Origin of the sequence: Enterobacter cloacae complex sp. IR5459 (assembly GCF_049238005.1) — a bacterium.
Taxonomy (GTDB): domain Bacteria; phylum Pseudomonadota; class Gammaproteobacteria; order Enterobacterales; family Enterobacteriaceae; genus Enterobacter; species Enterobacter hormaechei_C.
On sequence record NZ_JBMKIG010000006.1, the window covers coordinates 287849 to 314273 of the forward strand.

The window sequence follows — 26425 nt, forward strand, 5'->3', positions numbered from 1 at the left end:
CCGATTAATCGATGGTGCGCAGCAGTTCATTGATGCCTACTTTACCGCGCGTTTTCGCGTCCACTTTTTTCACGATGACCGCGCAATACAGGCTGTATTTGCCATCTTTAGACGGCAGGTTGCCGGAAACCACAACGGAACCGGCTGGAACGCGGCCGTAGTGAATTTCACCGGTTTCGCGATCGTAAATACGGGTGCTCTGGCCAATGTACACGCCCATGGAGATCACAGAACCTTCTTCGACGATCACGCCTTCAACCACTTCGGAACGTGCGCCGATGAAGCAGTTGTCTTCGATGATGGTTGGGTTAGCCTGAAGTGGCTCAAGAACGCCACCGATGCCCACGCCGCCGGACAGGTGAACGTTTTTACCGATCTGCGCGCAGGAGCCGACGGTAGCCCAGGTGTCCACCATGGTGCCTTCGTCAACGTAGGCGCCGATGTTCACGTAGGATGGCATCAGCACGGTGTTGCGTGCGATGAATGCCCCCTGACGAACGGCTGCCGGTGGTACTACGCGGAAGCCCTCTTTCTGGAAGCGCGCTTCGTCGTAATCCGCAAATTTCATTGGCACTTTATCGAAGTAGCGGCTTTCTGCTCCGTCGATAACCTGGTTATCGTTGATGCGGAAAGAGAGCAGCACAGCTTTCTTCAGCCATTGATGAGTAACCCACTGACCGTCGATTTTTTCTGCCACGCGCAGCGCGCCGGAATCCAGCAGGGAAATAACCTGGTTTACCGCTTCACGGGTCACGGTATCCACATTTGCCGGAGTGATGTCGGCGCGACGCTCAAAAGCGGACTCAATAACGTTCTGTAACTGCTGCATTGTTTACTCTTTCCATTTCACTAAAAAACACGTCACCCTTTATCGTTTGGATTGAGGGCTGCTGTCAACCGTTGTTGCACTTCAAGTTGCAGGTCATTATTAAGGGCACGCCGGTCGGCCGTCGCGATTATAAATAAATCTTCTACTCGTTCGCCAATCGTTGTAATTCGGGCGCCGTGAAGCGAAATTCCCAGATCGGCAAAAACCTGGCCGACGCGGGCGAGTAGCCCTGGCTGGTCGAGCGCAATCAGCTCAAGGAACGATTTACGGTCGGTATGGGTCGGCAGGAAATTGACCTCGGTATCGACGGTAAAGTGGCGCAGTTTTGCCGCCTGACGGCGCGGCTGCGGAGGTTGCCAGCTGCGCTGCGTAATCGCCTGCTCAAGGCCAAAGCGTATCCCCTCATGCCTGTCCGACGATAGCGGGCTGCCGTCCGGCTCCAGCACAATAAAGGTGTCCATCGCCATGCCGTCGCGGGTGGTAAAAATCTGCGCGTCGTGAACGCTCAGGTTACGCCTGTCCAGCTCGGCACAGACCGCTGCAAACAAATAAGGCCGGTCCGGGCTCCAGATAAAGATCTCCGTCCCGCCGCGTGTGGCCTGCGGGCTAAGCAGAATCATCGGTTTCGTCAGGTCGTGCTTCAGCAGATGCCGGGCGTGCCAGGCAAGCTGGTTTGGGCTGTGGCGCACAAAGTAGTTGGCGCGACAGCGCGCCCAAATCTGATGCAGCGCCTCTTCGTTGATGTTATCCATGCGCAGCAGGGCCAGCGCCTGCAACTGATGGTGGCGCACACGCTCGCGCATGTCCGGGGTATTCTGCATCCCGCGACGCAGCTGTTTTTCGGTAGCGAAATACAGCTCGCGCAGCAGGCTCTGCTTCCAGCTGTTCCACAGGGTTTCGTTGGTGGCGCAGATATCGGCTACCGTCAGGCAGACCAGGTAGCGCAGTCGGTTCTCCGTTTGCACTTCCTCGGCGAACTGCTTGATCACTTCCGGATCCTGAATATCACGACGCTGAGCGGTAACCGACATCAGCAGATGATGGCGAACCAGCCAGGCGATAAGCTGCGTTTCACGCGAGTTCAGGCCGTGCAGCTCGGCAAATTTCAGCACGTCCTGGGCACCGAGTACGGAGTGGTCGCCGCCGCGACCTTTGGCGATATCATGGAACAGAGCAGCGATCAGGATCAGCTCCGGGTGTGCCAGACGTGGCCACAGATCAACGCACAGCGGATGGCGGGATCGCGTCTCTTCTTTAGCGAAACTTTCCAGCTTCAGCATGACGCGGATCGTGTGCTCATCCACCGTATAGGCGTGAAACAGGTCGAACTGCATCTGCCCGACAATATGCGACCACTGAGGCATATAGGCCCACAGCACGCTGTGACGGTGCATTGGCAGCAGTCCGCGGCTGACGGCGCCCGGATGACGAAGCATGCTCAGGAACAACGAGCGCGCCTCCGGGATGTAACACAGCGGCTGCTTCAGATGACGTCGTGCATGGCGCAGATGACGCAGGGTAGTGGAGTAGATCCCGGTGATCGTGCTGTTGCGCACCATGGTATAGAACATTCGCAGGATCGCTTCCGGTTCGCGAATGAACAGCGTTTCGTCGCGCAGATCGATCAGCGTGCCGCGCAGCTGAAATTCGTCATCAATCGGACGCGGTTTTTCGTCTGCCGTCAGCGCGAGGATCGCCTCATCGAACAGCTGTAACAGCATCTGGTTCAGCTCAGAGACGCGGCGGGTGACGCGGAAGAAATCCTTCATCATTTGCTCGACCGGCTCGTTGCCCTCGCCCTGGTAATTCAGGCGCTGCGCCACGCTGAGCTGTCGGTCAAACAGCAGGCGGTTATCGTAGCGGGTGACTTCCAGGTGCAGGGCAAAACGGATGCGCCACAGCAGATGCAGACACTCATTAAGTTCGTTACGTTCGGCTTCGGTCAGAAAACCAAACCCGACCATTTCGTCCAGCGATGTTGCCCCAAAATGGCGACGGGCAACCCATTGCAGCGTGTGTATATCGCGCAGGCCACCGGGGCTGCTTTTAATGTCAGGCTCAAGGTTATAGCTGGTGCCGTGGTAGCGCTGGTGGCGCTGGTTTTGCTCCTCGACTTTCGCGGCGAAGAACTTTTCTGACGGCCAGAAGCCGTCGCTGAAGATGTGTTTTTGCAGCTCCAGGAACAGCGCGACGTCGCCAATCAGCAGACGGGTTTCAATCAGGTTGGTGGCGACGGTCAGGTCAGATAATCCTTCCAGCAGACACTCTTCCAGCGTGCGTACGCTGTGGCCCACTTCCAGCTTTACGTCCCAGAGCAGGGTCAACAGTTCACCGATTTTCTGCGCCCGATCGTCCGGCAGTTTTTTACGGCTTAAGATCAGCAGGTCGATATCAGAGAGCGGATGCAGTTCACCCCGGCCATAGCCGCCAACAGCAACCAGCGCGACGTCGCTCACCTGTCCGAAACCGTAGTCGATCCAGAGACGTTGCAGGAGCTGGTCGATAAATTCGGTGCGCGCTTCAATGAGCTGCTCGGCCGAAACGCCTGCGTCAAATGCGCTTCCCAGCCAGCGATGGAAAACCTCCATGTGGGCTTTGATATGCGCGCAGGTCAGTTCATGCGGTGGCCAGACGCCCGGGTTATCAGGCTGGTCGGGGAGGGTGGGAAGTGCTGTGTTAGCATACTGTTCGGGTAAGAGATTACTCATCGTGCGCCACCCATAAGAAAAAGCTATCGCCATTAAAAAAGCCGGCATTCGCCGGCTTCTTATCACTCAATGTTCGTCAGTATCGCCGGGATGGTGTCATCCTTGCGCAACGTCATAATTTCGCAGCCGTTGTCTGTAACCACAATAGTATGCTCGTACTGGGCAGACAAGCTTCTGTCTTTGGTTTTTACCGTCCAGCCATCTTTCATGGTACGGATGCGGTAATCACCCGCGTTGACCATTGGCTCGATCGTGAAGGTCATGCCCTTTTGCAGCACTACGCCGCCGTCGTCTGCATCGTAGTGCAAAACCTGCGGTTCTTCATGGAACACACGACCAATACCGTGACCGCAATATTCGCGCACCACGGAGAAACCTTCCGCTTCCACAAATTTCTGGATTGCGGCGCCGATGGTGCGCAGGCGGATGCCCGGCTTCACCATTTTCAGCGCCAGGTAGAGGCTCTCTTGCGTTACTTTGCACAGACGCTCGCCCAGAATCGTTGGCTTGCCAACGATGAACATCTTAGAGGTGTCGCCGTGGTAGTCGTCTTTGATGACGGTCACGTCGATGTTGACGATGTCGCCATCTTTCAGCAGCTTCTCGTCATCCGGAATGCCGTGGCAAACCACTTCATTAATAGAGATGCAGACGGATTTCGGGAAACCGTGATAGCCAAGGCAGGCGGAGACCGCGTGCTGTTCGTTGACGATATAGTCGTTACAGATGCGATCCAGTTCGCCAGTGCTGACGCCCGGTTTCACAAACGGCTCAATCATTTCCAGCACGTCCGCGGCCAGACGACCGGCGACGCGCATCTTTTCAATTTCTTCAGGTGTCTTAATAGAGATAGCCATGTAATCTGTCCATCGGTGTCGATTTTTTCGACAATACTAGTGTAAGTGTTGTCAATGGTATCAGTCAGGCGCACCCCGTGCCAAATTGAGAATCATTAACAGCACACTCCGCCAACAATTATTGGTTTCTGGCCGTGTTTTGTGATATAAAGCGCGCCGGACTTCCGATCCATCTCAGATACACAGGCTGGACGGGAGCGACAAATCTCACTTTGTGTAACAACACACACGTATCGGCACATATTCCGGGGTGCCCTTCGGGGTCGGTAATATGGGATACGTGGAGGCATAACCCCAACTTTCAATATAGAGGTTTTAAACATGGCAACTGTTTCCATGCGCGACATGCTCAAGGCTGGTGTTCACTTCGGTCACCAGACCCGTTACTGGAACCCGAAAATGAAGCCTTTCATCTTCGGCGCACGTAACAAAGTTCACATCATCAACCTTGAGAAGACTGTACCAATGTTCAACGAAGCCCTGGCTGAGCTGAACAAGATCTCTTCCCGTAAAGGTAAGATTCTGTTCGTTGGTACTAAGCGCGCTGCAAGCGAAGCTGTGAAAGATGCTGCTAACAGCTGCGACCAGTTCTTCGTGAACCATCGCTGGTTGGGCGGCATGCTGACCAACTGGAAAACTGTTCGTCAGTCCATCAAGCGCCTGAAAGATCTGGAAACCCAGTCTCAGGACGGTACTTTCGATAAGCTGACTAAGAAAGAAGCGCTGATGCGCACTCGTGAACTGGACAAGCTGGAAAACAGCCTGGGCGGTATCAAAGATATGGGCGGCCTGCCAGACGCGCTGTTCGTAATCGATGCAGACCACGAGCACATCGCAATCAAAGAAGCTAACAACCTGGGTATCCCGGTATTCGCTATCGTTGATACCAACTCCGATCCGGACGGTGTTGACTTCGTTATCCCGGGTAACGACGACGCAATCCGTGCTGTTAGCCTGTACCTGAGCGCTGTAGCTGCTACCGTTCGTGAAGGCCGTTCCCAGGATCTGGCTTCTCAGGCGGAAGAAAGCTTCGTAGAAGCTGAATAATAAGGTTTTACCCCTTATTAGTACCGTGTATGAATAGGGGCCCATTATCGGCCCCTTTTTTCAATTTATACTGTTTGGCTCCCGGCCGGGCAGTTCACATCTCCCGAGGATTTAAGAATGGCTGAAATTACCGCATCCCTGGTAAAAGAGCTGCGTGAGCGTACTGGCGCAGGCATGATGGATTGCAAAAAAGCGCTGACCGAAGCGAACGGCGACATCGAGCTGGCAATCGAAAACATGCGTAAATCCGGTGCGATCAAAGCAGCTAAGAAAGCAGGCAACGTTGCTGCTGACGGCGTGATCATCACCAAAATCGACGGCAACTACGGCATCATTCTGGAAGTTAACTGCCAGACTGACTTCGTTGCTAAAGATGCTGGTTTCCAGGCATTTGCTAACAAAGTTCTGGACGCAGCGGTTGCAGGCAAAATCACTGACGTTGAAGTTCTGAAAGCACAGTTCGAAGAAGAGCGTGTTGCGCTGGTTGCTAAAATCGGTGAGAACATCAACATCCGTCGCGTTGCTTCCCTGGAAGGTGACGTTCTGGGCTCTTACCAGCACGGCGCGCGTATCGGTGTTCTGGTTGCGGCTAAAGGCGCTGACGAAGAGCTGGTTAAACAGCTGGCAATGCACATCGCTGCAAGCAAACCAGAATTCGTTAAGCCAGAAGACGTGTCTGCTGAAGTGGTAGAGAAAGAGTACCAGGTTCAGCTGGACATCGCGATGCAGTCTGGTAAGCCAAAAGAAATCGCAGAGAAAATGGTTGAAGGCCGCATGAAGAAATTCACCGGCGAAGTTTCTCTGACTGGCCAGCCTTTCGTAATGGATCCAAGCAAGTCTGTTGCTCAGCTGCTGAAAGAGCACAACGCTGATGTAACTGGCTTCATCCGCTTCGAAGTGGGCGAAGGCATCGAGAAAGTTGAGACTGACTTCGCAGCAGAAGTTGCTGCAATGTCCAAGCAGTCTTAATGATTGAAAAGGAGCCGCCTGAGGGCGGCTTCTTTTTGTCACCCGTCTCACGAAATCAGACAGGCTCCAGTATCGCTGTGCTGATTTGCGACATATCATGTCGCCAGAATTAACCCCATCTTAATCGTTGACAGTCTCAGGAAAGAAACATGGCTACCAATGCAAAACCCGTGTACAAACGCATTCTGCTTAAGCTGAGTGGCGAAGCGCTGCAAGGATCGGAAGGCTTCGGTATTGACGCAAGCATCCTTGATCGCATGGCACAGGAAATCAAAGAACTGGTCGAACTGGGTATTCAGGTTGGCGTGGTCATTGGCGGTGGCAACCTTTTCCGTGGTGCTGGTCTGGCGAAAGCGGGGATGAACCGCGTAGTGGGCGACCACATGGGTATGCTGGCAACCGTGATGAATGGCCTGGCGATGCGTGATGCGCTTCATCGCGCCTATGTGAACGCTCGCCTGATGTCCGCTATTCCTTTGAATGGCGTATGCGATAACTACAGCTGGGCAGAGGCCATCAGCCTGCTGCGCAACAACCGCGTGGTGATCCTCTCCGCCGGTACGGGTAACCCGTTCTTTACCACCGATTCCGCAGCCTGCCTGCGCGGTATCGAAATCGAAGCCGATGTGGTGCTGAAAGCGACCAAAGTAGATGGCGTGTTTACTGCCGACCCGGCAAAAGATCCTTCAGCGACCATGTACGATCAGCTGAGCTACAGCGAAGTGCTGGAAAAAGAGCTAAAAGTGATGGATCTTGCCGCCTTTACGCTGGCTCGTGACCACAAACTGCCGATCCGTGTCTTCAATATGAACAAGCCTGGCGCGCTGCGTCGCGTTGTTATGGGCGAAAAAGAAGGCACTTTGATCACGGAATAATTTCCGTCGGCGATAAATACAGGTAAGATTCCGCTTTATTTCGACGTGGTATCTTACCCGGGCGCGCCTTTGGCGTTGTCATGAATTAAACGCGACTATACTTAGCACACCTGTAGCGCTGTGCTGGCGGATAGTCTGCCTGAGACAAGTTTTCAAGGATCCGTAACGTGATTAACGACATCAGAAAAGATGCTGAAGTACGCATGGACAAATGCGTAGAAGCGTTCAAAAACCAAATCAGCAAAATCCGTACTGGCCGAGCTTCCCCAAGCCTGCTGGATGGCATCATCGTAGAATACTACGGTACGCCTACGCCACTGCGTCAGCTGGCGAGCGTGACGGTAGAAGATACCCGTACCCTGAAAATCAACGTGTTCGATCGCTCAATGAGCCCGGCCGTTGAAAAAGCGATCATGGCATCTGACCTGGGTCTGAACCCAAGCTCAGCGGGCGCGGATATTCGCGTTCCACTGCCTCCGCTGACGGAAGAGCGTCGTAAAGACCTGATCAAAGTGGTTCGCGGTGAAGCTGAGCAGGGTCGCGTTTCCGTACGTAACGTGCGTCGCGATGCGAACGATAAAGTGAAAGCCCTGCTGAAAGAAAAAGAGATCAGCGAAGACGACGATCGTCGTTCTCAGGACGACATTCAGAAAATGACCGACGCGGCGATCAAGAAAATTGATGCGGCGCTGGCAGAAAAAGAAGCGGAACTGATGCAGTTCTGATTTTCGCTGTACACTGATAAACGCCGTTCAGAAGGACATTGAGTCTTGCTGGCGGCGTTTTGCTTTTATCTGGTCTAACTTTTGGGCATCTCATGAAGCATCTCACTCTCCTCGGCTCGACCGGCTCTATCGGTTGCAGCACTCTCGACGTTGTACGTCATAATCCTGACAGCTACACCGTAGCCGCGCTTGTGGCCGGAAAAAACGTGCAGCGAATGGTCGAACAGTGCCTGGAGTTTACCCCCCGTTTTGCGGTGATGGATGATGAAGAGAGCGCCCGCCAGGTAAAAGCGCTGTTGCAGGAGAAGGGCTGCCGTACCGAGGTGCTCAGCGGGCAACAGGCGGCGTGCGATATGGCCGCGCTTGATGAAGTTGATCAGGTTATGGCGGCAATCGTCGGGGCGGCGGGTCTTCTGCCGACGCTTGCCGCGATCGATGCGGGAAAAGATGTCCTGCTTGCGAACAAAGAGTCGCTGGTCACCTGCGGACGCCTCTTTATGGAGGCGGTAAAACAGCGTGGGGCACGTCTTTTGCCGGTCGATAGCGAGCACAACGCCATTTTTCAGAGTTTACCCCAACCTTTTCAACAAAACCTGGGGTACGCTGACCTGGAGCAGAATGGCGTTGTGTCGATTCTGCTTACCGGGTCTGGTGGCCCGTTCCGTGAAACGCCACTGTCTGAATTGAGCGCAATGACGCCGGATCAGGCATGTCGTCATCCGAACTGGTCAATGGGGCGTAAGATCTCCGTCGATTCGGCCACCATGATGAACAAAGGTCTGGAATACATTGAAGCTCGCTGGCTGTTCAATGCGTCGGCGAAACAGATGGAAGTGCTGATCCACCCGCAGTCGGTTATTCACTCGATGGTGCGCTATCAGGACGGCAGCGTGCTGGCCCAGCTGGGCGAACCGGATATGCGTACGCCAATTGCTCATACAATGGCGTGGCCAAACCGCGTAAAATCGGGCGTTAAGCCTCTCGATTTTTGCAAGCTGAGTTCACTGACGTTTAGCGAGCCTGATTACGACCGTTATCCCTGTCTGAAACTGGCGATGACGGCCTTCGATCAGGGGCAGGCGGCGACAACGGCGCTTAATGCGGCCAATGAAGTGACCGTTGAAGCATTCCTGAATCAGCAGATCCGCTTCACTGATATCGCCGCGTTGAATTTATCCGTGCTGGAGATGATGGATTTGCGTGAGCCGCAGAGCGTGGAAGAGGTGCTGGCCGTGGATGAACAGGCACGCATTGTTGCGCGTAAACAGGTGACACGTCTCGCAAGCTGGTGATAAAGCAAGCACTAGTCGTCGTGCTATTTGTTAGCGTTGGGCTTCAGTGATATAGTCTGCGCCACCTGATCGCAGGTATTTGGCTTTAAGTGGTCAGGTAAGCCGTGGTTTGACACGGCTTTTTTATGTATAGGCTTCAGTATTCCTGTGTACCGTTAAATCCTTTCAGGGACTAAAAACGCGTTATGTTGTCTGCGAATCAACCAATAAGCGAAAACTTGCCAGCACATGGCTGTCGCCATGTTGCAATCATCATGGATGGCAATGGCCGCTGGGCGAAAAGACAAGGGAAGATACGAGCCTTTGGGCATAAAGCTGGGGCGAAATCTGTTCGCCGCGCCGTTTCTTTTGCCGCCAATAACGGCATTGATGCGTTAACGCTCTATGCTTTTAGCAGTGAGAACTGGAATCGACCTGCGCAGGAAGTGACTGCGTTGATGGAACTGTTCGTGTGGGCGCTCGATAGCGAAGTAAAAAGCCTGCACCGCCACAACGTCCGCTTGCGTATTATTGGCGAAACCAGTCGTTTTAACTCACGTTTGCAGGAACGGATTCGCAAAGCAGAAGCGCTGACGGAAAATAATACCGGCCTGACGCTCAATATCGCGGCGAATTACGGCGGACGCTGGGATATTATCCAGGGGGTTCGGCATCTGGCTGAGCAGGTTCAGGAAGGGCTGTTAAGACCCGACCAGATTGATGAAGAGGCGCTGAGTCAGCAAATCTGCATGAATGAACTGGCACCCGTGGATTTGGTTATAAGGACAGGGGGGGAGCATCGCATTAGTAACTTTTTGCTGTGGCAAATTGCCTACGCCGAACTTTACTTTACGGATGTTCTTTGGCCAGATTTTGATGAACAAGACTTTGAAGGTGCGCTGCATGCCTTTGCCAATCGAGAGCGTCGTTTCGGCGGCACCGAGCCTGGTGGCGATAACGCCTGATGGGGGTAGCTTTTGCTGAAGTATCGCCTGATTTCCGCTTTTGTATTAATACCCGTCGTCATCGCAGCGCTGTTTTTACTGCCTCCGGTGGGATTCGCTATTGTTACGCTGGTGGTGTGTATGCTCGCCGCGTGGGAATGGGGGCAGCTTAGCGGCTTTACCTCGCGCACTCAGCGGGTATGGCTGGCGGTACTCTGTGGTTTTTTACTGGCCCTGATGCTGTATACCTTGCCTGAATATCATCACGATGTTCACCAGCCGCTGGTTGCCGGATCCTTATGGATATCGCTGGCCTGGTGGATTGCTGCGCTTGTTTTAGTGCTTTTCTATCCAGGCTCTGCGGCGATCTGGCGTAACTCTAAAGTGTTGCGCCTTATTTTTGGTCTGCTCACGATTGTTCCCTTTTTCTGGGGGATGGTTGCGCTGCGCGCCTGGCACTATGACGAAAACCACTACAGCGGCGCGATATGGCTGCTTTATGTGATGATTCTCGTCTGGGGGGCTGACTCCGGGGCCTATATGTTTGGTAAACTGTTCGGCAAACATAAACTGGCGCCAAAGGTTTCTCCGGGCAAAACCTGGCAAGGCTTCATTGGCGGCCTGTTTACGGCAGCAATTATCTCCTGGGGCTATGGGGTCTGGGCGAATCTTGAGGTTGCCCCCTCCACGCTGCTGGTATGTTCGATTTTCGCGGCGCTGGCATCGGTGCTGGGTGATTTAACCGAGAGTATGTTTAAGCGTGAAGCAGGGATTAAGGACAGTGGTCACCTGATTCCAGGACATGGCGGAATACTGGATCGCATTGACAGCCTTACCGCGGCTGTTCCTGTATTTGCTTGCCTGCTTTTACTGGTGTTTGGGACGATATAACGGAAGGTTTTATGCTGAGCATTCTCTGGAATCTGGCGGCGTTCATTGTTGCACTGGGTGTACTGATTACCGTGCATGAATTTGGCCATTTCTGGGTTGCCCGGCGCTGTGGTGTGCGGGTGGAGCGATTCTCGATTGGCTTTGGCAAATCGCTCTGGAAGCGTACCGATAAGCATGGCACCGAGTTTGTCATTGCTCTGATTCCCCTGGGCGGCTATGTCAAAATGCTCGACGAACGCGTTGAGCCTGTCGCCCCGGAACTTCGCCATCGCGCGTTTAACAATAAAACTGTTGGACAACGTGCTGCCATCATCGCTGCCGGCCCGGTAGCCAATTTCATCTTCGCTATCTTCGCCTACTGGCTGGTGTTTATCATCGGCGTGCCTGGCGTGCGCCCGGTCGTGGGCGAAATCACCACGGGTTCTATTGCGGCAACGGCGCAAATTACACCGGGAATGGAACTTAAAGCGATTGATGGTATCGAAACCCCTGATTGGGATGCCGTGAGGTTACAACTGGTTGCCAAAATCGGTGATGAGCAGACAACCGTCAGCGTATCGCCATTTGGTTCCGACCAGCGGCAGGAAAAAGTGCTGGATTTACGCCACTGGCGCTTTGAGCCAGACAAAGAGGACCCTGTCGCCGCACTCGGGATACGCCCGCGCGGCGCGCAGATCGAGCCGGTATTAGCCGAAGTACAGGCCAAATCGGCAGCGAGTAAAGCAGGTTTACAAGCGGGTGACAGGATCGTTAAAGTCGATGGTCAGCCATTAACACAATGGATGACCTTTGTTACTCTGGTGCGCGATAATCCAGGCAAGCCGCTCGCGCTGGAAGTGGAAAGGCAGGGGAGTTCGCTCTCACTGACTCTCACCCCGGATACCAAATCGGGCGGCGGTAAGGCGGAAGGGTTTGCCGGCGTTGTGCCGAAAGTGATCCCACTGCCAGATGAGTACAAGACAATACGCCAGTATGGGCCGTTTAGCGCCATCGTTGAGGCCACGGATAAAACATGGCAGCTGATGAAGCTTACGGTCAACATGTTGGGGAAATTGATAACCGGTGATGTGAAACTGAACAACCTCAGTGGGCCAATTTCGATTGCTCAGGGGGCTGGGATGTCAGCGGAGTTCGGGGTGATTTACTATCTCATGTTCCTTGCGCTGATTAGCGTGAACCTGGGGATAATCAACCTGTTCCCGCTTCCCGTACTAGATGGGGGCCATTTGCTGTTTTTAGCGATTGAAAAGCTAAAAGGCGGACCGGTATCCGAGCGAGTTCAAGACTTTAGTTATCGCATTGGCTCGATTTTGCTGGTGCTGTTAATGGGGCTTGCACTTTTCAATGATTTCTCTCGGTTGTAAGAGAGTTAGTTAGGAAGAACGCATAATAACGATGGCGATGAAAAAGTTGCTCATAGCGTCGCTGCTGTTTAGCAGCGCGACCGTATACGGTGCTGACGGGTTCGTAGTGAAAGATATTCATTTCGAAGGCCTTCAGCGTGTCGCCGTTGGTGCGGCCCTCCTCAGTATGCCTGTGCGCCCCGGCGATACGGTTAATGATGAAGATATCAGTAACACCATCCGTGCTCTGTTTGCCACTGGCAACTTTGAGGACGTCCGCGTCCTGCGCGATGGTGATACGCTGGTGGTTCAGGTAAAAGAACGTCCAACGATTGCCAGCATCACTTTCTCCGGCAACAAGTCGGTGAAAGATGACATGCTCAAGCAGAACCTTGAGGCATCGGGTGTTCGTGTGGGGGAATCTCTGGACCGCACAACCCTTGCAGACATTGAAAAAGGTCTGGAAGATTTCTATTACAGCGTCGGTAAATACAGCGCGAGCGTTAAAGCGGTTGTTACACCGCTGCCACGTAACCGTGTCGACCTGAAACTGGTCTTCCAGGAAGGTGTTTCTGCGAAGATCCAGCAGATCAACATCGTGGGTAACCACGCGTTCAGCACCGACGAACTGATCTCCAACTTCCAGCTGCGTGACGAAGTGCCGTGGTGGAACGTGGTGGGCGATCGTAAATACCAGAAACAGAAACTGGCGGGTGACCTTGAAACCCTCCGCAGCTACTATCTGGATCGCGGTTACGCCCGTTTCAACATCGATTCAACTCAGGTGAGTCTGACTCCGGACAAGAAAGGTATCTACATTACCGTTAACATCACTGAAGGCGATAAGTACACGCTTTCAGGTGTTGAAGTCAGCGGCAACCTGGCAGGACATTCAGCTGAAATTGAATCTCTGACCAAAATTCAGCCGGGCGATCTGTACAGCGGATCTAAAGTCACCAAAATGGAAGACAGCATTAAGAAGCTGCTCGGCCGTTATGGTTATGCGTATCCGCGTGTGCAAACGCAGCCGGAAATTAACGACACGGATAAAACCGTTAAGCTGCACGTTAACGTTGATGCGGGCAACCGTTTCTATGTGCGTAAGATCCGCTTCGAAGGTAACGATACCTCTAAAGACTCCGTTCTGCGCCGTGAAATGCGCCAGATGGAAGGGGCATGGCTGGGAAGCGATCTGGTAGACCAGGGTAAAGAGCGTCTGAACCGTCTGGGCTATTTCGAAACGGTCGATACCGATACTCAGCGTGTACCAGGTCGTCCGGATCAGGTTGATGTTGTTTATAAAGTTAAAGAACGTAATACCGGTAGCTTCAACTTCGGTATTGGTTACGGTACTGAAAGTGGCGTGAGCTTCCAGGTCGGTGTTCAGCAGGATAACTGGCTGGGTACGGGCTACTCTGTCGGTATCAACGGGACGAAAAACGACTACCAGACCTACTCTGAGTTCTCTGTTACCAACCCATACTTCACCGTTGACGGTGTAAGCCTGGGCGGTCGTATCTTCTATAACGACTTTAAAGCGGATGACGCGGACCTCTCCTCGTATACCAACAAGAGTTACGGTCTGGATGGTACGCTCGGCTTCCCGGTTAACGAATACAACACCCTGCGCGCAGGTTTAGGGTACGTGCATAACGACCTGTCCAACATGCAACCGCAGGTGGCGATGTGGCGTTACCTGGACTCCATCGGTCAGTCGGCGAGTACGTCCAGCGATGACAACGGTTTCGCCGCGGATGACTTCACCTTCAACTACGGTTGGACCTACAACCGTCTTGACCGTGGCTACTTCCCTACGGAAGGTTCACGTGTCAACCTGAACGGTAAAGTGACTATCCCGGGCTCGGATAACGAGTTCTACAAGGTCACGCTGGATACGGCGTCCTACTTCCCAATTGATGAAGATCACAAGTGGGTTGTTCTGGGTCGTACCCGTTGGGGTTATGGTGACGGTATTGGAAGCAAAGAACTGCCGTTCTATGAAAACTTCTACGCCGGTGGTTCAAGCACCGTGCGTGGCTTCCAGTCCAATAACATTGGTCCGAAAGCGGTTTATTACGGCGGTAATGACGAAGATAACTGCGCAAGCCGCGATCCTAAGCAAGTATGTAGCTCTGATGACGCAGTAGGTGGTAACGCTATGGCCGTGGCGAGCCTCGAGTTCATCACGCCTACGCCGTTTATCAGCGACAAGTACGCAAACTCTGTCCGCACCTCCTTCTTTATGGATGCAGGTACAGTGTGGGACACCAACTGGGAGAACACCGCCCAGATGCGTGCGGCGGGGGTTCCGGACTACAGCGATCCGAGCAACATTCGCATGTCTGCAGGTATCGCATTACAATGGATGTCACCGCTGGGGCCGTTGGTCTTCTCTTACGCCCAGCCGTTTAAGAAATACGATGGAGACAAAGCGGAGCAGTTCCAGTTTAACATTGGTAAAACCTGGTAATAATCCGCTGCAATGGAATGCGTTGGCAGTGTAGCGCTGACAACCGGCGATCGGTAAAACGATCGCCTTGCCACGCAAAGAACGGTACCCCTCGGGTGCCAATGGGATGGTAAGGAGTTAATTGTGAAAAAGTGGTTATTAGCTGCAGGTCTCGGTTTAGCGATGGCAACTTCTGCTCAGGCAGCGGATAAAATTGCAATCGTCAACATGGGTAATTTGTTCCAGCAGGTTGCACAGAAAACCGGTGTTTCTGCAACGCTGGAAAACGAATTCAAAGGCCGTGCGAGCGAACTGCAACGTATGGAAGGTGATCTTCAGTCCAAGATGCAGCGTCTTCAGCGTGATGGTTCTACCATGAAAGCGAGCGAGCGCAGCAAACTGGAAAAAGACGTCATGTCTCAGCGCCAGACCTTCTCTCAGAAAGCGCAGGCTTTCGAGCAGGATCGTCAGCGTCGTTCTAACGAAGAGCGTGGCAAACTGGTGACGCGTATTCAGTCTGCCGTTAAAGCAGTCGCAGCCGATCAGAGCATCGATCTGGTTGTTGATTCGAACGCCGTTGCATTCAACAGCAGCGATGTTAAAGACATCACCGCTGATGTTCTGAAACAGGTTAAATAAGTAATGCCTTCAATTCGACTGGCTGATTTAGCTCAGCAGTTGGATGCAGAATTACACGGTGATGGCGATATCGTCATCACCGCTGTTGCGTCCATGCAATCTGCTAAAGCAGGCACTATTACCTTCATGGTAAGCCCTAAGTACCGTGAACACCTGGCCCAGTGCCAGGCGTCTGCCGTTGTTCTGACGCAGGACGATCTTCCGTTTGCCACTAACGCTGCACTGGTAGTGAAAAATCCCTACCTGACCTATGCGCGCATGGCCCAAATTCTTGATACCACGCCGCAGCCGGCACAGAACATTGCAGCCAGTGCTGCGATTGATCCGACGGCTCAGCTGGGTAACAACGTATCAGTCGGCGCAAACGCCGTTATCGAATCCGGCGTCGTGCTGGGTGATAACGTGGTGATTGGCCCAGGCTGCTTTGTTGGAAAAAATACGAAAATTGGCGCAGGGACTCGTCTGTGGGCCAATGTCTCTGTCTACCATGAGGTTGAGGTTGGCGAGAATTGTCTCGTACAGTCCAGCACGGTGATTGGTTCTGACGGATTTGGTTACGCTAACGATCGGGGTAACTGGGTTAAGATCCCTCAGCTGGGTCGCGTGATTATCGGCGATCGTGTGGAGATCGGCGCTTGCACCACCATCGACCGCGGTGCGCTTGACGACACCATTATTGGTAACGGTGTTATCATAGACAACCAGTGCCAGATTGCACATAACGTTGTGATTGGCGACAATACCGCAGTGGCGGGTGGTGTTATCATGGCAGGCAGCCTGAAAATTGGCCGTTACTGCATGATTGGCGGTGCCAGCGTGATCAATGGCCATATGGAAATATGCGACAAAGTCACGGTGACGGGGATGGGCATGGTGATGCGTCCAATCACTGAGCCTGGCGTTTATTCCTCCGGTATTCCGCTGCAACCGAACAAGGTCTGGCGTAAAACAGCTGCACTGGTGATGAATATTGATGATATGAGCAAGCGACTCAAAGCGATTGAGCGCAAAATCGATCAACAAGACTAAGCGTTCATCCGTTTAACGCTAAATTTCCCGGCCTGTCGGCTTTGTTTATAAACCGGCAGGCCGTGTTATTATTGCTACTTAGTACATTTGACAGGAAGAGTATTTTGACTACTGACACTCATACTCTGCATATTGAAGAGATTTTAGAACTTCTGCCGCACCGCTATCCGTTTTTACTGGTAGACCGTGTGCTGGATTTTGAAGAAGGTCGTTTTCTGCGCGCAGTGAAAAATGTCTCCGTTAACGAGCCGTTCTTCCAGGGGCACTTCCCTGGTAAGCCTATCTTCCCGGGGGTATTGATCCTGGAAGCGATGGCACAGGCTACCGGTATTCTGGCGTTTAAAAGCGTAGGTAAACTGGAACCGGGTGAACTCTATTACTTCGCGGGTATCGATGAAGCGCGCTTCAAGCGTCCGGTCGTGCCTGGTGATCAAATGATCATGGAAGTCACTTTTGAAAAAACGCGTCGCGGCCTGACTCGCTTCAAAGGCGTAGCTATGGTTGACGGCAAAGTTGTTTGCGAAGCGACAATGATGTGTGCGCGTAGCCGGGAGGCCTGATACGTGATTGATAAATCCGCCTTTATTCATCCTACCGCCATTGTGGAAACGGGTGCCATCATTGGTGCCAATGTCCACATCGGCCCGTTTTGTATTGTTGGACCCCATGTCGAAATTGGTGAGGGTACAGTACTGAAATCTCACGTTGTCGTGAATGGTCATACCACCATTGGCTGCAACAATGAGATCTATCAGTTCGCCTCCATCGGCGAAGTTAACCAGGATCTCAAGTATGCTGGCGAACCGACCCGCGTGGAAATCGGCGATCGTAACCGCATTCGCGAAAGCGTCACCATTCATCGTGGTACAACGCAAGGCGGTGGATTGACGAAGGTGGGCAGCGACAACCTGTTTATGGTTAATGCGCACATTGCGCACGACTGTACCGTGGGTAGCCGCTGTATTCTCGCCAACAACGCAACGCTGGCGGGACACGTATCGGTCGATGATTTCGCCATTATTGGCGGCATGACCGCAGTCCATCAGTTCTGCATCATTGGTGCACACGTGATGGTCGGCGGATGCTCCGGTGTGGCGCAGGACGTCCCACCGTTTGTGATTGCGCAGGGCAACCATGCCACGCCGTTTGGCGTGAACATTGAAGGTCTCAAGCGTCGTGGCTTCAGCCGCGAAGCGATTACCGCGATCCGCAACGCGTACAAATTGCTGTACCGTAGCGGTAAAACGCTGGAAGAGGCTAAGCCGGAAATTGCCGAGCTGGCGAATAAGCACCCTGAAGTGAAAACGTTCATGGAATTCTTTGAACGTTCAACCCGTGGTCTGATTCGTTAATGGTCGACAGTCGTCCGCTTACCATCGCCCTGGTCGCCGGAGAAACCTCCGGCGATATTCTTGGTGCAGGTCTTATCCGCGCGCTTAAAGCCCGTGTACCCAACGCCCGCTTTGTGGGCGTGGCTGGGCCGCTAATGCAGGCCGAAGGCTGCGAAGCCTGGTATGAAATGGAAGAGCTGGCTGTGATGGGCATCGTCGAGGTGCTGGGCCGCTTGCGTCGCCTGCTGCATATCCGCGCCGACCTTACCCGCCGCTTTACCGACCTCAAGCCCGATGTATTTGTCGGCATTGATGCGCCTGATTTCAATATTACCCTTGAAGGGAACCTGAAAAAGCAGGGGATCAAAACGATCCATTACGTCAGCCCGTCCGTGTGGGCGTGGCGACAGAAACGCGTTTTCAAAATCGGACGGTCCACCAATCTGGTGCTGGCTTTTCTGCCTTTCGAAAAAGCGTTTTACGACAGATTTAATGTCCCGTGCCGTTTTATCGGTCATACCATGGCGGATGCCATGCCACTGGATCCGGATAAAAACGCGGCGCGTGACGAACTGGGCATCCCGCATGATGTGCATTGTCTGGCGCTGCTGCCAGGAAGCCGGGGTGCGGAAGTTGAAATGCTCAGTGCTGATTTCCTGAAAACGGCGCAAATTCTTCGCAAGACTTACCCCGATCTTGAAGTGGTCGTGCCGCTGGTGAATGCCAAACGCCGGGAGCAGTTTGAGCGTATCAAAGCCGACGTCGCCCCGGATCTTCACGTCCGCTTGCTGGACGGAAAAGGGCGGCAAGCCATGTTTGCGAGCGATGCCGCACTGCTGGCTTCCGGCACGGCTGCGCTGGAGTGTATGCTGGCAAAATGCCCAATGGTGGTCGGTTATCGCATGAAGCCGTTTACCTTCTGGCTGGCAAAACGTCTGGTAAAAACAGATTACGTATCTCTGCCAAACCTGCTTGCGGGTCGCGAGCTGGTGAAAGAGCTCTTGCAGGATGAATGTCAGCCGCAGGCGCTGGCAGATGCGCTGCTGCCGCTGCTGGCCAACGGTAAAACCAGCCACCAGATGCACGATACGTTCCGTGAACTGCATCAACTGATCCGCTGTAATGCTGATGAGCAGGCGGCCGATGCGGTGCTGGAGTTAGCACAATGATGGAATTTATTTATCCCCATACCCACCTCGTTGCCGGTGTGGATGAAGTCGGTCGTGGCCCGTTAGTGGGTGCCGTTGTGACCGCGGCGGTGATCCTCGATCCAGCACGCCCGATCGTTGGCCTGAACGACTCGAAAAAACTGAGCGAAAAGCGTCGTTTAGCGCTGTTCGATGAAATTAAAGAGAAAGCGCTGGCCTGGAGTCTCGGGCGCGCAGAACCGCATGAGATTGACGATCTAAACATTCTGCACGCTACCATGCTGGCGATGCAGCGTGCCGTTGCGGGCCTGAAGATTGTGCCTGAGTATGTACTGATCGACGGTAACCGTTGTCCGGCGCTGCCGATGCCTTCCATGGCTATTGTTAAAGGCGATACCCGCGTTGCAGAAATCAGTGCGGCGTCAATCATTGCCAAAGTGACGCGCGATGCTGAAATGGCCGCGCTGGACCTCACTTATCCCGCGTATGGTTTCGCCCAGCACAAGGGATATCCAACGGCTTTCCATCTGGAAAAGCTGGCTGAACATGGCGCAACTGAACATCATCGGCGCAGCTTTGGCCCGGTGAAACGCGCGCTGGGACTGGTGTCCTGAATCAAGACGCAAGCAATTAAGTAACGCGGGATTTGAAGATGGCTGAACCACGTTTCGTACACCTGCGGGTGCATAGCGACTACTCCATGATCGATGGGCTGGCAAAGACCGGGCCGCTGGTAAAAAAGGCGGCCTCGCTTGGCATGCCTGCGCTGGCGATCACCGATTTTACCAACCTGTGTGGCCTGGTGAAGTTCTACGGAACGGCGCATGGCGCAGGATTAAAGCCCATCGTCGGTGCGGATTTTCATGTGCAGAGCGACCTGCTCGGCGATGAGATGACGCAAATTTCCGTGTTAGCCATGAATAACACGGGCTATCAGAATCTCACTCTGCTGATCTCAAAAGCCTACCAGCGCGGCTACGGCGCACTGGGTCCATGGATTGACCGCGACTGGCTGGCAGAGCTGAACGAAGGTTTGCTGCTGATCTCCGGTGGTCGTATGGGGGATGTCGGCAAATGTCTGCTGCGCGGTAACAACGCGCTGGTGGATCAGTGCGTCTCGTTCTACGAAGAGTATTTCCCGGATCGCTATTACCTGGAGCTGATCCGTACCGGGCGTGCGGACGAAGAGAGCTATCTGCATGCGGCCGTCGCCCTGGCGGAAGCGCGTGGCCTGCCTGTAGTGGCCACCAACGATGTGCGGTTCCTTGAGGCGGGCGATTTTGACGCGCATGAAATTCGCGTCGCTATCCACGACGGCTTCACCCTCGACGATCCGAAACGCCCGCGCAACTACTCATCGCAGCAGTACATGCGCAGCGAAGAGGAGATGTGTGAGCTTTTCTCGGACATCCCGGAAGCGCTGGAAAACAGCGTAGAGATTGCCAAGCGCTGTAACGTCACCGTGCGTCTCGGCGAATACTTCCTGCCGCAGTTCCCGACGGGCGACATGACCACCGAAGATTTCCTGGTCATGAAATCGAAAGAGGGTCTGGAAGAGCGTCTGGAATTCCTTTTCCCGGATGAAGCGGTCCGTAAAGAGAAGCGTCCTGAATATGACGAGCGCCTGGATATTGAACTCCAGGTGATCAACCAGATGGGGTTCCCTGGCTACTTCCTGATCGTGATGGAGTTCATCCAGTGGTCGAAGGATAACGGCGTGCCGGTAGGCCCGGGCCGTGGTTCCGGTGCCGGCTCGCTGGTGGCGTACGCACTGAAAATCACCGACCTCGATCCGCTGGAATTCGACCTGCTGTTCGAACGTTTCCTCAACCCGGAACGTGTCTCCATGCCCGACTTTGACGTCGACTTCTGCATGGAAAAACGCGACCAGGTGATTGAGCACGTGGCCGATATGTACGGTCGTGATGCGGTTTCACAGATCATTACCTTCGGGACGATGGCGGCGAAAGCGGTTATCCGCGACGTGGGCCGCGTTCTGGACCACCCGTACGGTTTTGTCGATCGTATCTCTAAGCTGGTCCCGCCCGATCCGGGCATGACCCTGGCGAAAGCCTTTGAAGCCGAACCTCAGCTGCCGGAAATCTACGAAGCCGACGAAGAGGTGAAAGCGCTGATCGACATGGCGCGCAAGCTGGAAGGCGTCACGCGTAACGCCGGTAAGCATGCGGGGGGCGTGGTTATCGCCCCGACCAAAATCACCGACTTCGCGCCGCTGTACTGCGATGAAGCGGGCCAGCATCCGGTCACCCAGTTCGACAAGAACGACGTGGAATACGCCGGGCTGGTGAAGTTTGACTTCCTCGGCCTGCGTACGCTGACCATCATCAACTGGGCGCTGGAGATGATCAACGCCCGTCGCGAGAAGAACGGCGAACCGCCGCTGGATATCGCGGCTATCCCGCTTGATGACAAGAAAAGTTTCGACATGCTGCAACGCTCGGAGACGACAGCCGTCTTCCAGCTTGAATCCCGCGGCATGAAAGATTTGATTAAGCGTCTGCAACCCGACTGCTTCGAAGATATGATCGCGCTGGTGGCCCTGTTCCGTCCGGGGCCGTTGCAGTCGGGGATGGTGGATAACTTTATCGACCGTAAGCACGGGCGCGAAGAAATTTCCTACCCGGACGTTCAGTGGCAGCATGAAAGCCTGAAACCGGTACTGGAGCCAACCTATGGCATCATCCTGTATCAGGAACAGGTGATGCAGATCGCCCAGGTACTTTCGGGTTATACCCTTGGCGGCGCAGACATGCTGCGTCGTGCGATGGGTAAGAAAAAGCCTGAAGAGATGGCCAAGCAGCGCTCCATCTTTGAAGATGGAGCGAAGAAAAACGGCATCGATGGCGAACTGGCGATGAAAATCTTCGACCTGGTGGAGAAATTCGCCGGGTACGGATTTAACAAATCTCACTCCGCCGCCTATGCTTTGGTTTCGTATCAGACGCTGTGGCTGAAAGCTCACTATCCCGCTGAGTTTATGGCAGCGGTAATGACTGCCGATATGGACAACACCGAGAAGGTGGTTGGCCTGGTGGACGAGTGCTGGCGCATGGGGCTGAAGATCCTGCCGCCGGATATTAACTCGGGCCTGTATCATTTTCACGTTAACGATGACGGGGAAATCGTCTATGGGATCGGCGCGATCAAGGGCGTGGGTGAGGGGCCGATCGAGGCGATCATTGAAGCGCGTAACAACGGCGGCTACTTCCGTGAGCTGTTCGATCTGTGCGCCCGTACCGATACCAAAAAACTGAACCGCCGCGTGCTGGAAAAACTGATCATGTCCGGCGCGTTTGACCGTCTGGGGCCACACCGCGCCGCGCTGATGAACTCGCTCGGCGATGCGCTGAAGGCGGCCGATCAGCATGCGAAAGCGGAAGCCATTGGCCAGGCGGATATGTTCGGCGTGCTGGCGGAAGAGCCAGAGCAGATCGAGCAGTCCTATTCCAACTGCCAGCCGTGGCCAGAACAGGTAGTGCTGGATGGAGAGCGGGAAACGTTAGGTCTGTACCTGACGGGGCACCCGATCAACCAGTATCTTAAAGAAATTGAGCGCTATGTCGGCGGCCACAGGCTTAAAGACATGCATCCGACAGAACGTGGTAAAATCACCACGGCTGCGGGGCTCGTGATTGCTGCAAGGGTAATGGTCACCAAGCGCGGCAATCGTATCGGCATCTGTACCCTGGATGACCGTTCCGGGCGTCTGGAGGTGATGTTGTTCACCGACGCGCTGGATAAATACCAGCAATTGCTGGAAAAAGACCGCATACTTATCGTCAGCGGACAGGTCAGCTTTGATGACTTCAGCGGGGGGCTTAAAATGACCGCCCGCGAAGTGATGGACATTGACGAAGCCCGGGAAAAATATGCTCGCGGGCTTGCTATCTCGCTGACGGACAGGCAAATTGATGACCAGCTTTTAAACCGACTCCGTCAGTCTCTGGAACCCCACCGCTCGGGGACCATTCCAGTACATCTCTACTATCAGAGGGCGGATGCACGCGCGCGGTTGCGCTTTGGTGCAACGTGGCGTGTCTCTCCGAGCGATCGTTTACTGAACGATCTCCGTGGCCTCATTGGTTCGGAGCAGGTGGAACTGGAGTTTGACTAATACAGGAATACTATGAGTCTGAATTTCCTTGATTTCGAACAGCCGATTGCAGAGCTGGAAGCGAAAATCGATTCTCTGACAGCCGTGAGCCGTCAGGATGAAAAACTGGATATTAACATCGACGAAGAAGTGCATCGTCTGCGCGAAAAAAGCGTAGAACTGACGCGCAAAATCTTTGCCGATCTCGGCGCATGGCAGATCGCCCAGCTGGCGCGACATCCACAGCGTCCGTACACCCTGGATTATGTCCGCCTGGCGTTTGACGAATTTGACGAACTGGCAGGCGACCGCGCATACGCTGACGATAAAGCTATCGTCGGCGGTATCGCGCGTCTGGATGGACGTCCGGTGATGATCATTGGTCATCAGAAAGGCCGTGAAACCAAAGAGAAAATCCGTCGTAACTTCGGTATGCCAGCACCAGAAGGCTACCGTAAGGCCCTGCGTCTGATGGAGATGGCTGAGCGTTTCAATATGCCTATCATCACCTTCATCGACACGCCGGGTGCTTACCCGGGTGTTGGCGCTGAAGAGCGCGGTCAGTCTGAAGCCATCGCACGCAACCTGCGCGAGATGTCTCGCCTGAAAGTGCCGGTTATCTGTACCGTTATCGGTGAAGGTGGGTCCGGCGGTGCGCTGGCAATTGGCGTGGGCGATAAAGTGAATATGCTACAGTACAGTACCTATTCCGTTATCTCTCCGGAAGGCTGTGCCTCCATCCTGTGGAAAAGTGCCGATAAAGCGCCGCTGGCTGCTGAAGCGATGGGCATCATTGCCCCACGTCTGAAAGAGCTGAAGCTGATCGACACCGTTATCCCTGAACCGCTGGGTGGCGCGCATCGTAAGCCGGAAGTGATGGCTGCTTCCCTGAAAGCGCAGCTGCTGGCAGACCTGGCGGACCTGGACGTGCTGAGCACAGAAGATCTGCTCAACCGTCGTTATCAGCGTCTGATGACCTACGGTTACGCGTAAGCCTCACAATTATCCTAAAAGCCGCACATTGTTGCGGCTTTTTTTATACCTGCCGTTTACCTTAACTATGCTTATCTGATGTTTTTCAAGGAGGTAAACCATGAACATCATTGCCATCATGGGGCCACACGGCGTCTTTTATAAAGACGAACCCATCAAGGAGCTGGAGCAAGCCCTTAAAGCACGCGGATACCAGCTGATCTGGCCGCAAAACAGCGCCGACCTGCTGAAATTTATCGAACACAATCCGCGCATCTGTGGCGTGATATTCGACTGGGACGAATACGACATGGAGTTGTGCAGCGATATCAATAAGCTCAACGAATATCTTCCGCTGTACGCGTTTATCAACACTCACTCGACCATGGACGTGAGTGCGCACGATATGCGTATGGCGCTGTGGTTCTTCGAATACTCACTCGGCGTTGCCGAGGACATTGCGACCCGCATTCAGCAGTACACCGGTGAATACCTCGATAACATCACACCGCCGTTTACGCGCGCATTGTTCACCTATGTGAAAGAAGGGAAGTACACCTTCTGTACGCCAGGCCATATGGCGGGAACGGCCTATCAAAAAAGCCCGGTGGGATGCCTGTTCTACGATTTCTTCGGCGGTAACACGCTGAAGGCGGACGTGTCGATTTCGGTCACCGAGTTAGGCTCTCTGCTGGATCATACCGGCCCGCATCTGGAAGCTGAAGAATACATCGCCCGGACCTTTGGCGCCGAGCAAAGCTACATGGTGACCAACGGTACCTCAACCTCGAACAAAATCGTCGGGATGTATGCCGCGCCTGCCGGCAGTACGCTGTTGATTGACCGAAACTGCCATAAATCACTGGCGCATTTGCTGATGATGAGCGATGTGGTGCCGCTCTGGCTGTCGCCTACTCGTAATGCGCTGGGTATTCTCGGCGGCATTCCTCGCCGTGAGTTCGCGCATGAAGCCATTGAGAATAAGATCGCGGCTATCCCCGAGGCAAGCTGGCCTGTGCATGCGGTGATCACCAACTCCACCTATGACGGGCTGCTTTACAACACGAACTGGATCAAGCAGACGCTGGACGTGCCGTCGATTCACTTTGACTCCGCGTGGGTGCCTTACACTAATTTCCACCCGATTTACTCGGGTAAAAGTGGGATGAGCGGCGAGCGGGTGCCGGGCAAGGTGTTCTTCGAAACGCAGTCGACGCACAAAATGCTGGCCGCGTTTTCCCAGGCGTCTCTCATTCACATCAAGGGTGAGTACGACGAGGACACCTTCAACGAAGCTTTCATGATGCACACGACCACGTCGCCAAGCTACCCGCTGGTGGCGTCCATCGAAACGGCGGCAGCGATGCTGCGCGGTAATCCGGGTAAACGCCTGATCAATCGTTCGGTGGAGCGGGCGTTGCATTTCCGAAAAGAGGTTCAGCGACTTAAAGATGAAGCGGACGGCTGGTTCTTTGATATCTGGCAGCCGGAAGAGATTGATGAGGCAGAATGCTGGCCCGTCGCGCCGGGGGAGAGCTGGCACGGTTTTCGGGATGCTGATGCGGACCACATGTTCCTCGATCCGGTTAAGGTGACAATCCTGACGCCGGGCATGGATGAGCAGGGTGTGATGGGTGAGGAAGGGATCCCGGCAGCGCTGGTGGCGAAGTTCCTTGATGAGCGCGGCGTGGTGGTGGAGAAAACCGGCCCCTATAATCTGCTGTTCCTGTTCAGCATCGGGATCGATAAAACCCGCGCGATGGGGCTGCTCCGGGGACTGATGGAGTTTAAGCGCGCATACGATCTGAACCTGCGGGTGAAGAACATGCTGCCGGATCTCTACGCGGAAGATCCTGACTTCTACCGCAATATGCGTATTCAGGATCTGACCCAGGGGATTCACAGGCTGATCCGCCAGCACGATCTGCCGCGCCTGATGTTGCAGGCATTTGATGTTCTGCCTGAAATGAAGCTGACGCCGCACAGGGCGTGGCAGCGCCAGGTGAAAGGGGAGGTTGAAACCGTTGAGCTGGAGAACCTGGTCGGGCGGGTATCGGCCAACATGATCCTGCCTTATCCGCCGGGCGTGCCGCTGCTGATGCCGGGTGAAATGATCACCGAGGAGAGCCGGGCGGTGCTCGATTTCCTGCTGATGCTCTGTTCGGTGGGGCGCCACTATCCTGGCTTTGAAACGGATATTCATGGCGCGAAACGCGATGATAACGGCGTGTACTGGGTGAGAGTCCTAAAATAAAAGGGGCCGCTTGCCAGGGGCGGGTTGTCG

Annotated in this window: 21 protein-coding genes; 18 read left to right on the forward strand and 3 right to left on the reverse strand. The window is 54.2% G+C overall.

The window, feature by feature from the left end; all coding sequences use genetic code 11:
• Positions 1–4: 4 nt before the first annotated feature.
• The 3 genes from dapD to map form a co-directional block, all read right to left on the reverse strand.
• The gene (dapD, locus tag ACOTX4_RS15060; RefSeq protein ID WP_003856214.1) at positions 5–829 is read right to left on the reverse strand and encodes a 2,3,4,5-tetrahydropyridine-2,6-dicarboxylate N-succinyltransferase; all 825 of its coding nucleotides are present in this window, start codon (positions 827–829) and stop codon (positions 5–7) included.
• A 32-nt stretch (positions 830–861) separates the two neighbouring features.
• Complete coding sequence (gene glnD, locus ACOTX4_RS15065) at positions 862–3537, reverse strand: bifunctional uridylyltransferase/uridylyl-removing protein GlnD (protein ID WP_003856210.1); 2676 nt, start codon at positions 3535–3537, stop codon at positions 862–864.
• Between the two features lie 62 nt (positions 3538–3599).
• Positions 3600–4394 (reverse strand): type I methionyl aminopeptidase, encoded by a 795-nt coding sequence (gene map / locus ACOTX4_RS15070; RefSeq protein WP_003856208.1) that lies wholly within the window; start codon positions 4392–4394, stop codon positions 3600–3602.
• 321 nt (positions 4395–4715) lie between these two features.
• Between map and rpsB the strand changes: the two genes are divergently transcribed.
• The 18 genes from rpsB to ACOTX4_RS15160 all read left to right on the forward strand — a co-directional run bounded on the left by rpsB (position 4716) and on the right by ACOTX4_RS15160 (position 26395).
• Positions 4716–5441 carry a 30S ribosomal protein S2 gene (gene rpsB / locus ACOTX4_RS15075; RefSeq protein ID WP_003856207.1) on the forward strand — a complete coding sequence of 242 codons (726 nt, stop codon included), beginning with the start codon at positions 4716–4718 and terminating at the stop codon, positions 5439–5441.
• A gap of 117 nt (positions 5442–5558) precedes the next feature.
• Positions 5559–6410, forward strand: a complete 852-nt coding sequence (tsf, locus tag ACOTX4_RS15080; RefSeq protein ID WP_003856196.1) for a translation elongation factor Ts — start codon at positions 5559–5561, stop codon at positions 6408–6410.
• A 149-nt stretch (positions 6411–6559) separates the two neighbouring features.
• The gene (pyrH, locus tag ACOTX4_RS15085) at positions 6560–7285 is read left to right on the forward strand and encodes a UMP kinase (RefSeq protein WP_003856194.1); all 726 of its coding nucleotides are present in this window, start codon (positions 6560–6562) and stop codon (positions 7283–7285) included.
• Between the two features lie 167 nt (positions 7286–7452).
• The gene (gene frr, locus ACOTX4_RS15090) at positions 7453–8010 is read left to right on the forward strand and encodes a ribosome recycling factor (RefSeq protein WP_003856180.1); all 558 of its coding nucleotides are present in this window, start codon (positions 7453–7455) and stop codon (positions 8008–8010) included.
• Between the two features lie 92 nt (positions 8011–8102).
• The gene (gene ispC / locus ACOTX4_RS15095; RefSeq protein ID WP_023315432.1) at positions 8103–9302 is read left to right on the forward strand and encodes a 1-deoxy-D-xylulose-5-phosphate reductoisomerase; all 1200 of its coding nucleotides are present in this window, start codon (positions 8103–8105) and stop codon (positions 9300–9302) included.
• A gap of 185 nt (positions 9303–9487) precedes the next feature.
• Positions 9488–10246, forward strand: a complete 759-nt coding sequence (gene ispU, locus ACOTX4_RS15100) for a (2E,6E)-farnesyl-diphosphate-specific ditrans,polycis-undecaprenyl-diphosphate synthase (protein WP_003856176.1) — start codon at positions 9488–9490, stop codon at positions 10244–10246.
• A 12-nt stretch (positions 10247–10258) separates the two neighbouring features.
• Positions 10259–11116: a phosphatidate cytidylyltransferase gene (gene cdsA / locus ACOTX4_RS15105; RefSeq protein WP_003856175.1), complete on the forward strand. Its 858-nt coding sequence runs from the start codon at positions 10259–10261 to the stop codon at positions 11114–11116.
• Between the two features lie 11 nt (positions 11117–11127).
• Positions 11128–12480: a sigma E protease regulator RseP gene (gene rseP, locus ACOTX4_RS15110; protein WP_003856174.1), complete on the forward strand. Its 1353-nt coding sequence runs from the start codon at positions 11128–11130 to the stop codon at positions 12478–12480.
• A 31-nt stretch (positions 12481–12511) separates the two neighbouring features.
• Positions 12512–14929, forward strand: coding sequence for an outer membrane protein assembly factor BamA (bamA, locus tag ACOTX4_RS15115; RefSeq protein WP_003856172.1), 2418 nt, complete (start codon positions 12512–12514; stop codon positions 14927–14929).
• A gap of 123 nt (positions 14930–15052) precedes the next feature.
• Positions 15053–15547, forward strand: coding sequence for a molecular chaperone Skp (gene skp, locus ACOTX4_RS15120; protein WP_003856169.1), 495 nt, complete (start codon positions 15053–15055; stop codon positions 15545–15547).
• Between the two features lie 3 nt (positions 15548–15550).
• Complete coding sequence (gene lpxD / locus ACOTX4_RS15125; RefSeq protein ID WP_045342644.1) at positions 15551–16576, forward strand: UDP-3-O-(3-hydroxymyristoyl)glucosamine N-acyltransferase; 1026 nt, start codon at positions 15551–15553, stop codon at positions 16574–16576.
• A 104-nt stretch (positions 16577–16680) separates the two neighbouring features.
• Entirely contained in the window at positions 16681–17136 is a 456-nt protein-coding gene (gene fabZ, locus ACOTX4_RS15130) for a 3-hydroxyacyl-ACP dehydratase FabZ (RefSeq protein ID WP_003856165.1), read from the forward strand.
• 3 nt (positions 17137–17139) lie between these two features.
• Positions 17140–17928 carry an acyl-ACP--UDP-N-acetylglucosamine O-acyltransferase gene (gene lpxA / locus ACOTX4_RS15135; RefSeq protein WP_003856164.1) on the forward strand — a complete coding sequence of 263 codons (789 nt, stop codon included), beginning with the start codon at positions 17140–17142 and terminating at the stop codon, positions 17926–17928.
• The gene (lpxB, locus tag ACOTX4_RS15140) at positions 17928–19076 is read left to right on the forward strand and encodes a lipid-A-disaccharide synthase (protein WP_003856161.1); all 1149 of its coding nucleotides are present in this window, start codon (positions 17928–17930) and stop codon (positions 19074–19076) included. Before lpxA ends, lpxB begins: the two co-directional genes overlap by 1 nt.
• On the forward strand, positions 19073–19669 hold the full coding sequence (gene rnhB, locus ACOTX4_RS15145) for a ribonuclease HII (RefSeq protein WP_045330997.1): 597 nt from the start codon (positions 19073–19075) through the stop codon (positions 19667–19669). The genes lpxB and rnhB overlap by 4 nt, the downstream gene beginning before the upstream one ends.
• Positions 19670–19707: 38 nt before the next feature.
• Complete coding sequence (gene dnaE, locus ACOTX4_RS15150) at positions 19708–23190, forward strand: DNA polymerase III subunit alpha (RefSeq protein WP_421635396.1); 3483 nt, start codon at positions 19708–19710, stop codon at positions 23188–23190.
• 12 nt (positions 23191–23202) lie between these two features.
• Entirely contained in the window at positions 23203–24162 is a 960-nt protein-coding gene (accA, locus tag ACOTX4_RS15155) for an acetyl-CoA carboxylase carboxyl transferase subunit alpha (RefSeq protein ID WP_003856154.1), read from the forward strand.
• A 100-nt stretch (positions 24163–24262) separates the two neighbouring features.
• A complete protein-coding gene (locus tag ACOTX4_RS15160) occupies positions 24263–26395 on the forward strand; it encodes a lysine decarboxylase LdcC (RefSeq protein ID WP_421635397.1) in 2133 nt (710 codons plus the stop codon).
• Positions 26396–26425: the final 30 nt, after the last annotated feature.

Coding starts and splice junctions, on each gene's coding strand:
- dapD (WP_003856214.1), bottom strand. CDS start 829: ATGCAGCAGTTACAGAACGTTATTGAGTCCGCTTTTGAGCGTCGCGCC.
- glnD (WP_003856210.1), bottom strand. CDS start 3,537: ATGAGTAATCTCTTACCCGAACAGTATGCTAACACAGCACTTCCCACC.
- map (WP_003856208.1), bottom strand. CDS start 4,394: ATGGCTATCTCTATTAAGACACCTGAAGAAATTGAAAAGATGCGCGTC.
- rpsB (WP_003856207.1), top strand. CDS start 4,716: ATGGCAACTGTTTCCATGCGCGACATGCTCAAGGCTGGTGTTCACTTC.
- tsf (WP_003856196.1), top strand. CDS start 5,559: ATGGCTGAAATTACCGCATCCCTGGTAAAAGAGCTGCGTGAGCGTACT.
- pyrH (WP_003856194.1), top strand. CDS start 6,560: ATGGCTACCAATGCAAAACCCGTGTACAAACGCATTCTGCTTAAGCTG.
- ispC (WP_023315432.1), top strand. CDS start 8,103: ATGAAGCATCTCACTCTCCTCGGCTCGACCGGCTCTATCGGTTGCAGC.
- ispU (WP_003856176.1), top strand. CDS start 9,488: ATGTTGTCTGCGAATCAACCAATAAGCGAAAACTTGCCAGCACATGGC.
- rseP (WP_003856174.1), top strand. CDS start 11,128: ATGCTGAGCATTCTCTGGAATCTGGCGGCGTTCATTGTTGCACTGGGT.
- bamA (WP_003856172.1), top strand. CDS start 12,512: ATGGCGATGAAAAAGTTGCTCATAGCGTCGCTGCTGTTTAGCAGCGCG.
- lpxD (WP_045342644.1), top strand. CDS start 15,551: ATGCCTTCAATTCGACTGGCTGATTTAGCTCAGCAGTTGGATGCAGAA.
- lpxB (WP_003856161.1), top strand. CDS start 17,928: ATGGTCGACAGTCGTCCGCTTACCATCGCCCTGGTCGCCGGAGAAACC.
- rnhB (WP_045330997.1), top strand. CDS start 19,073: ATGATGGAATTTATTTATCCCCATACCCACCTCGTTGCCGGTGTGGAT.
- dnaE (WP_421635396.1), top strand. CDS start 19,708: ATGGCTGAACCACGTTTCGTACACCTGCGGGTGCATAGCGACTACTCC.
- accA (WP_003856154.1), top strand. CDS start 23,203: ATGAGTCTGAATTTCCTTGATTTCGAACAGCCGATTGCAGAGCTGGAA.
- ACOTX4_RS15160 (WP_421635397.1), top strand. CDS start 24,263: ATGAACATCATTGCCATCATGGGGCCACACGGCGTCTTTTATAAAGAC.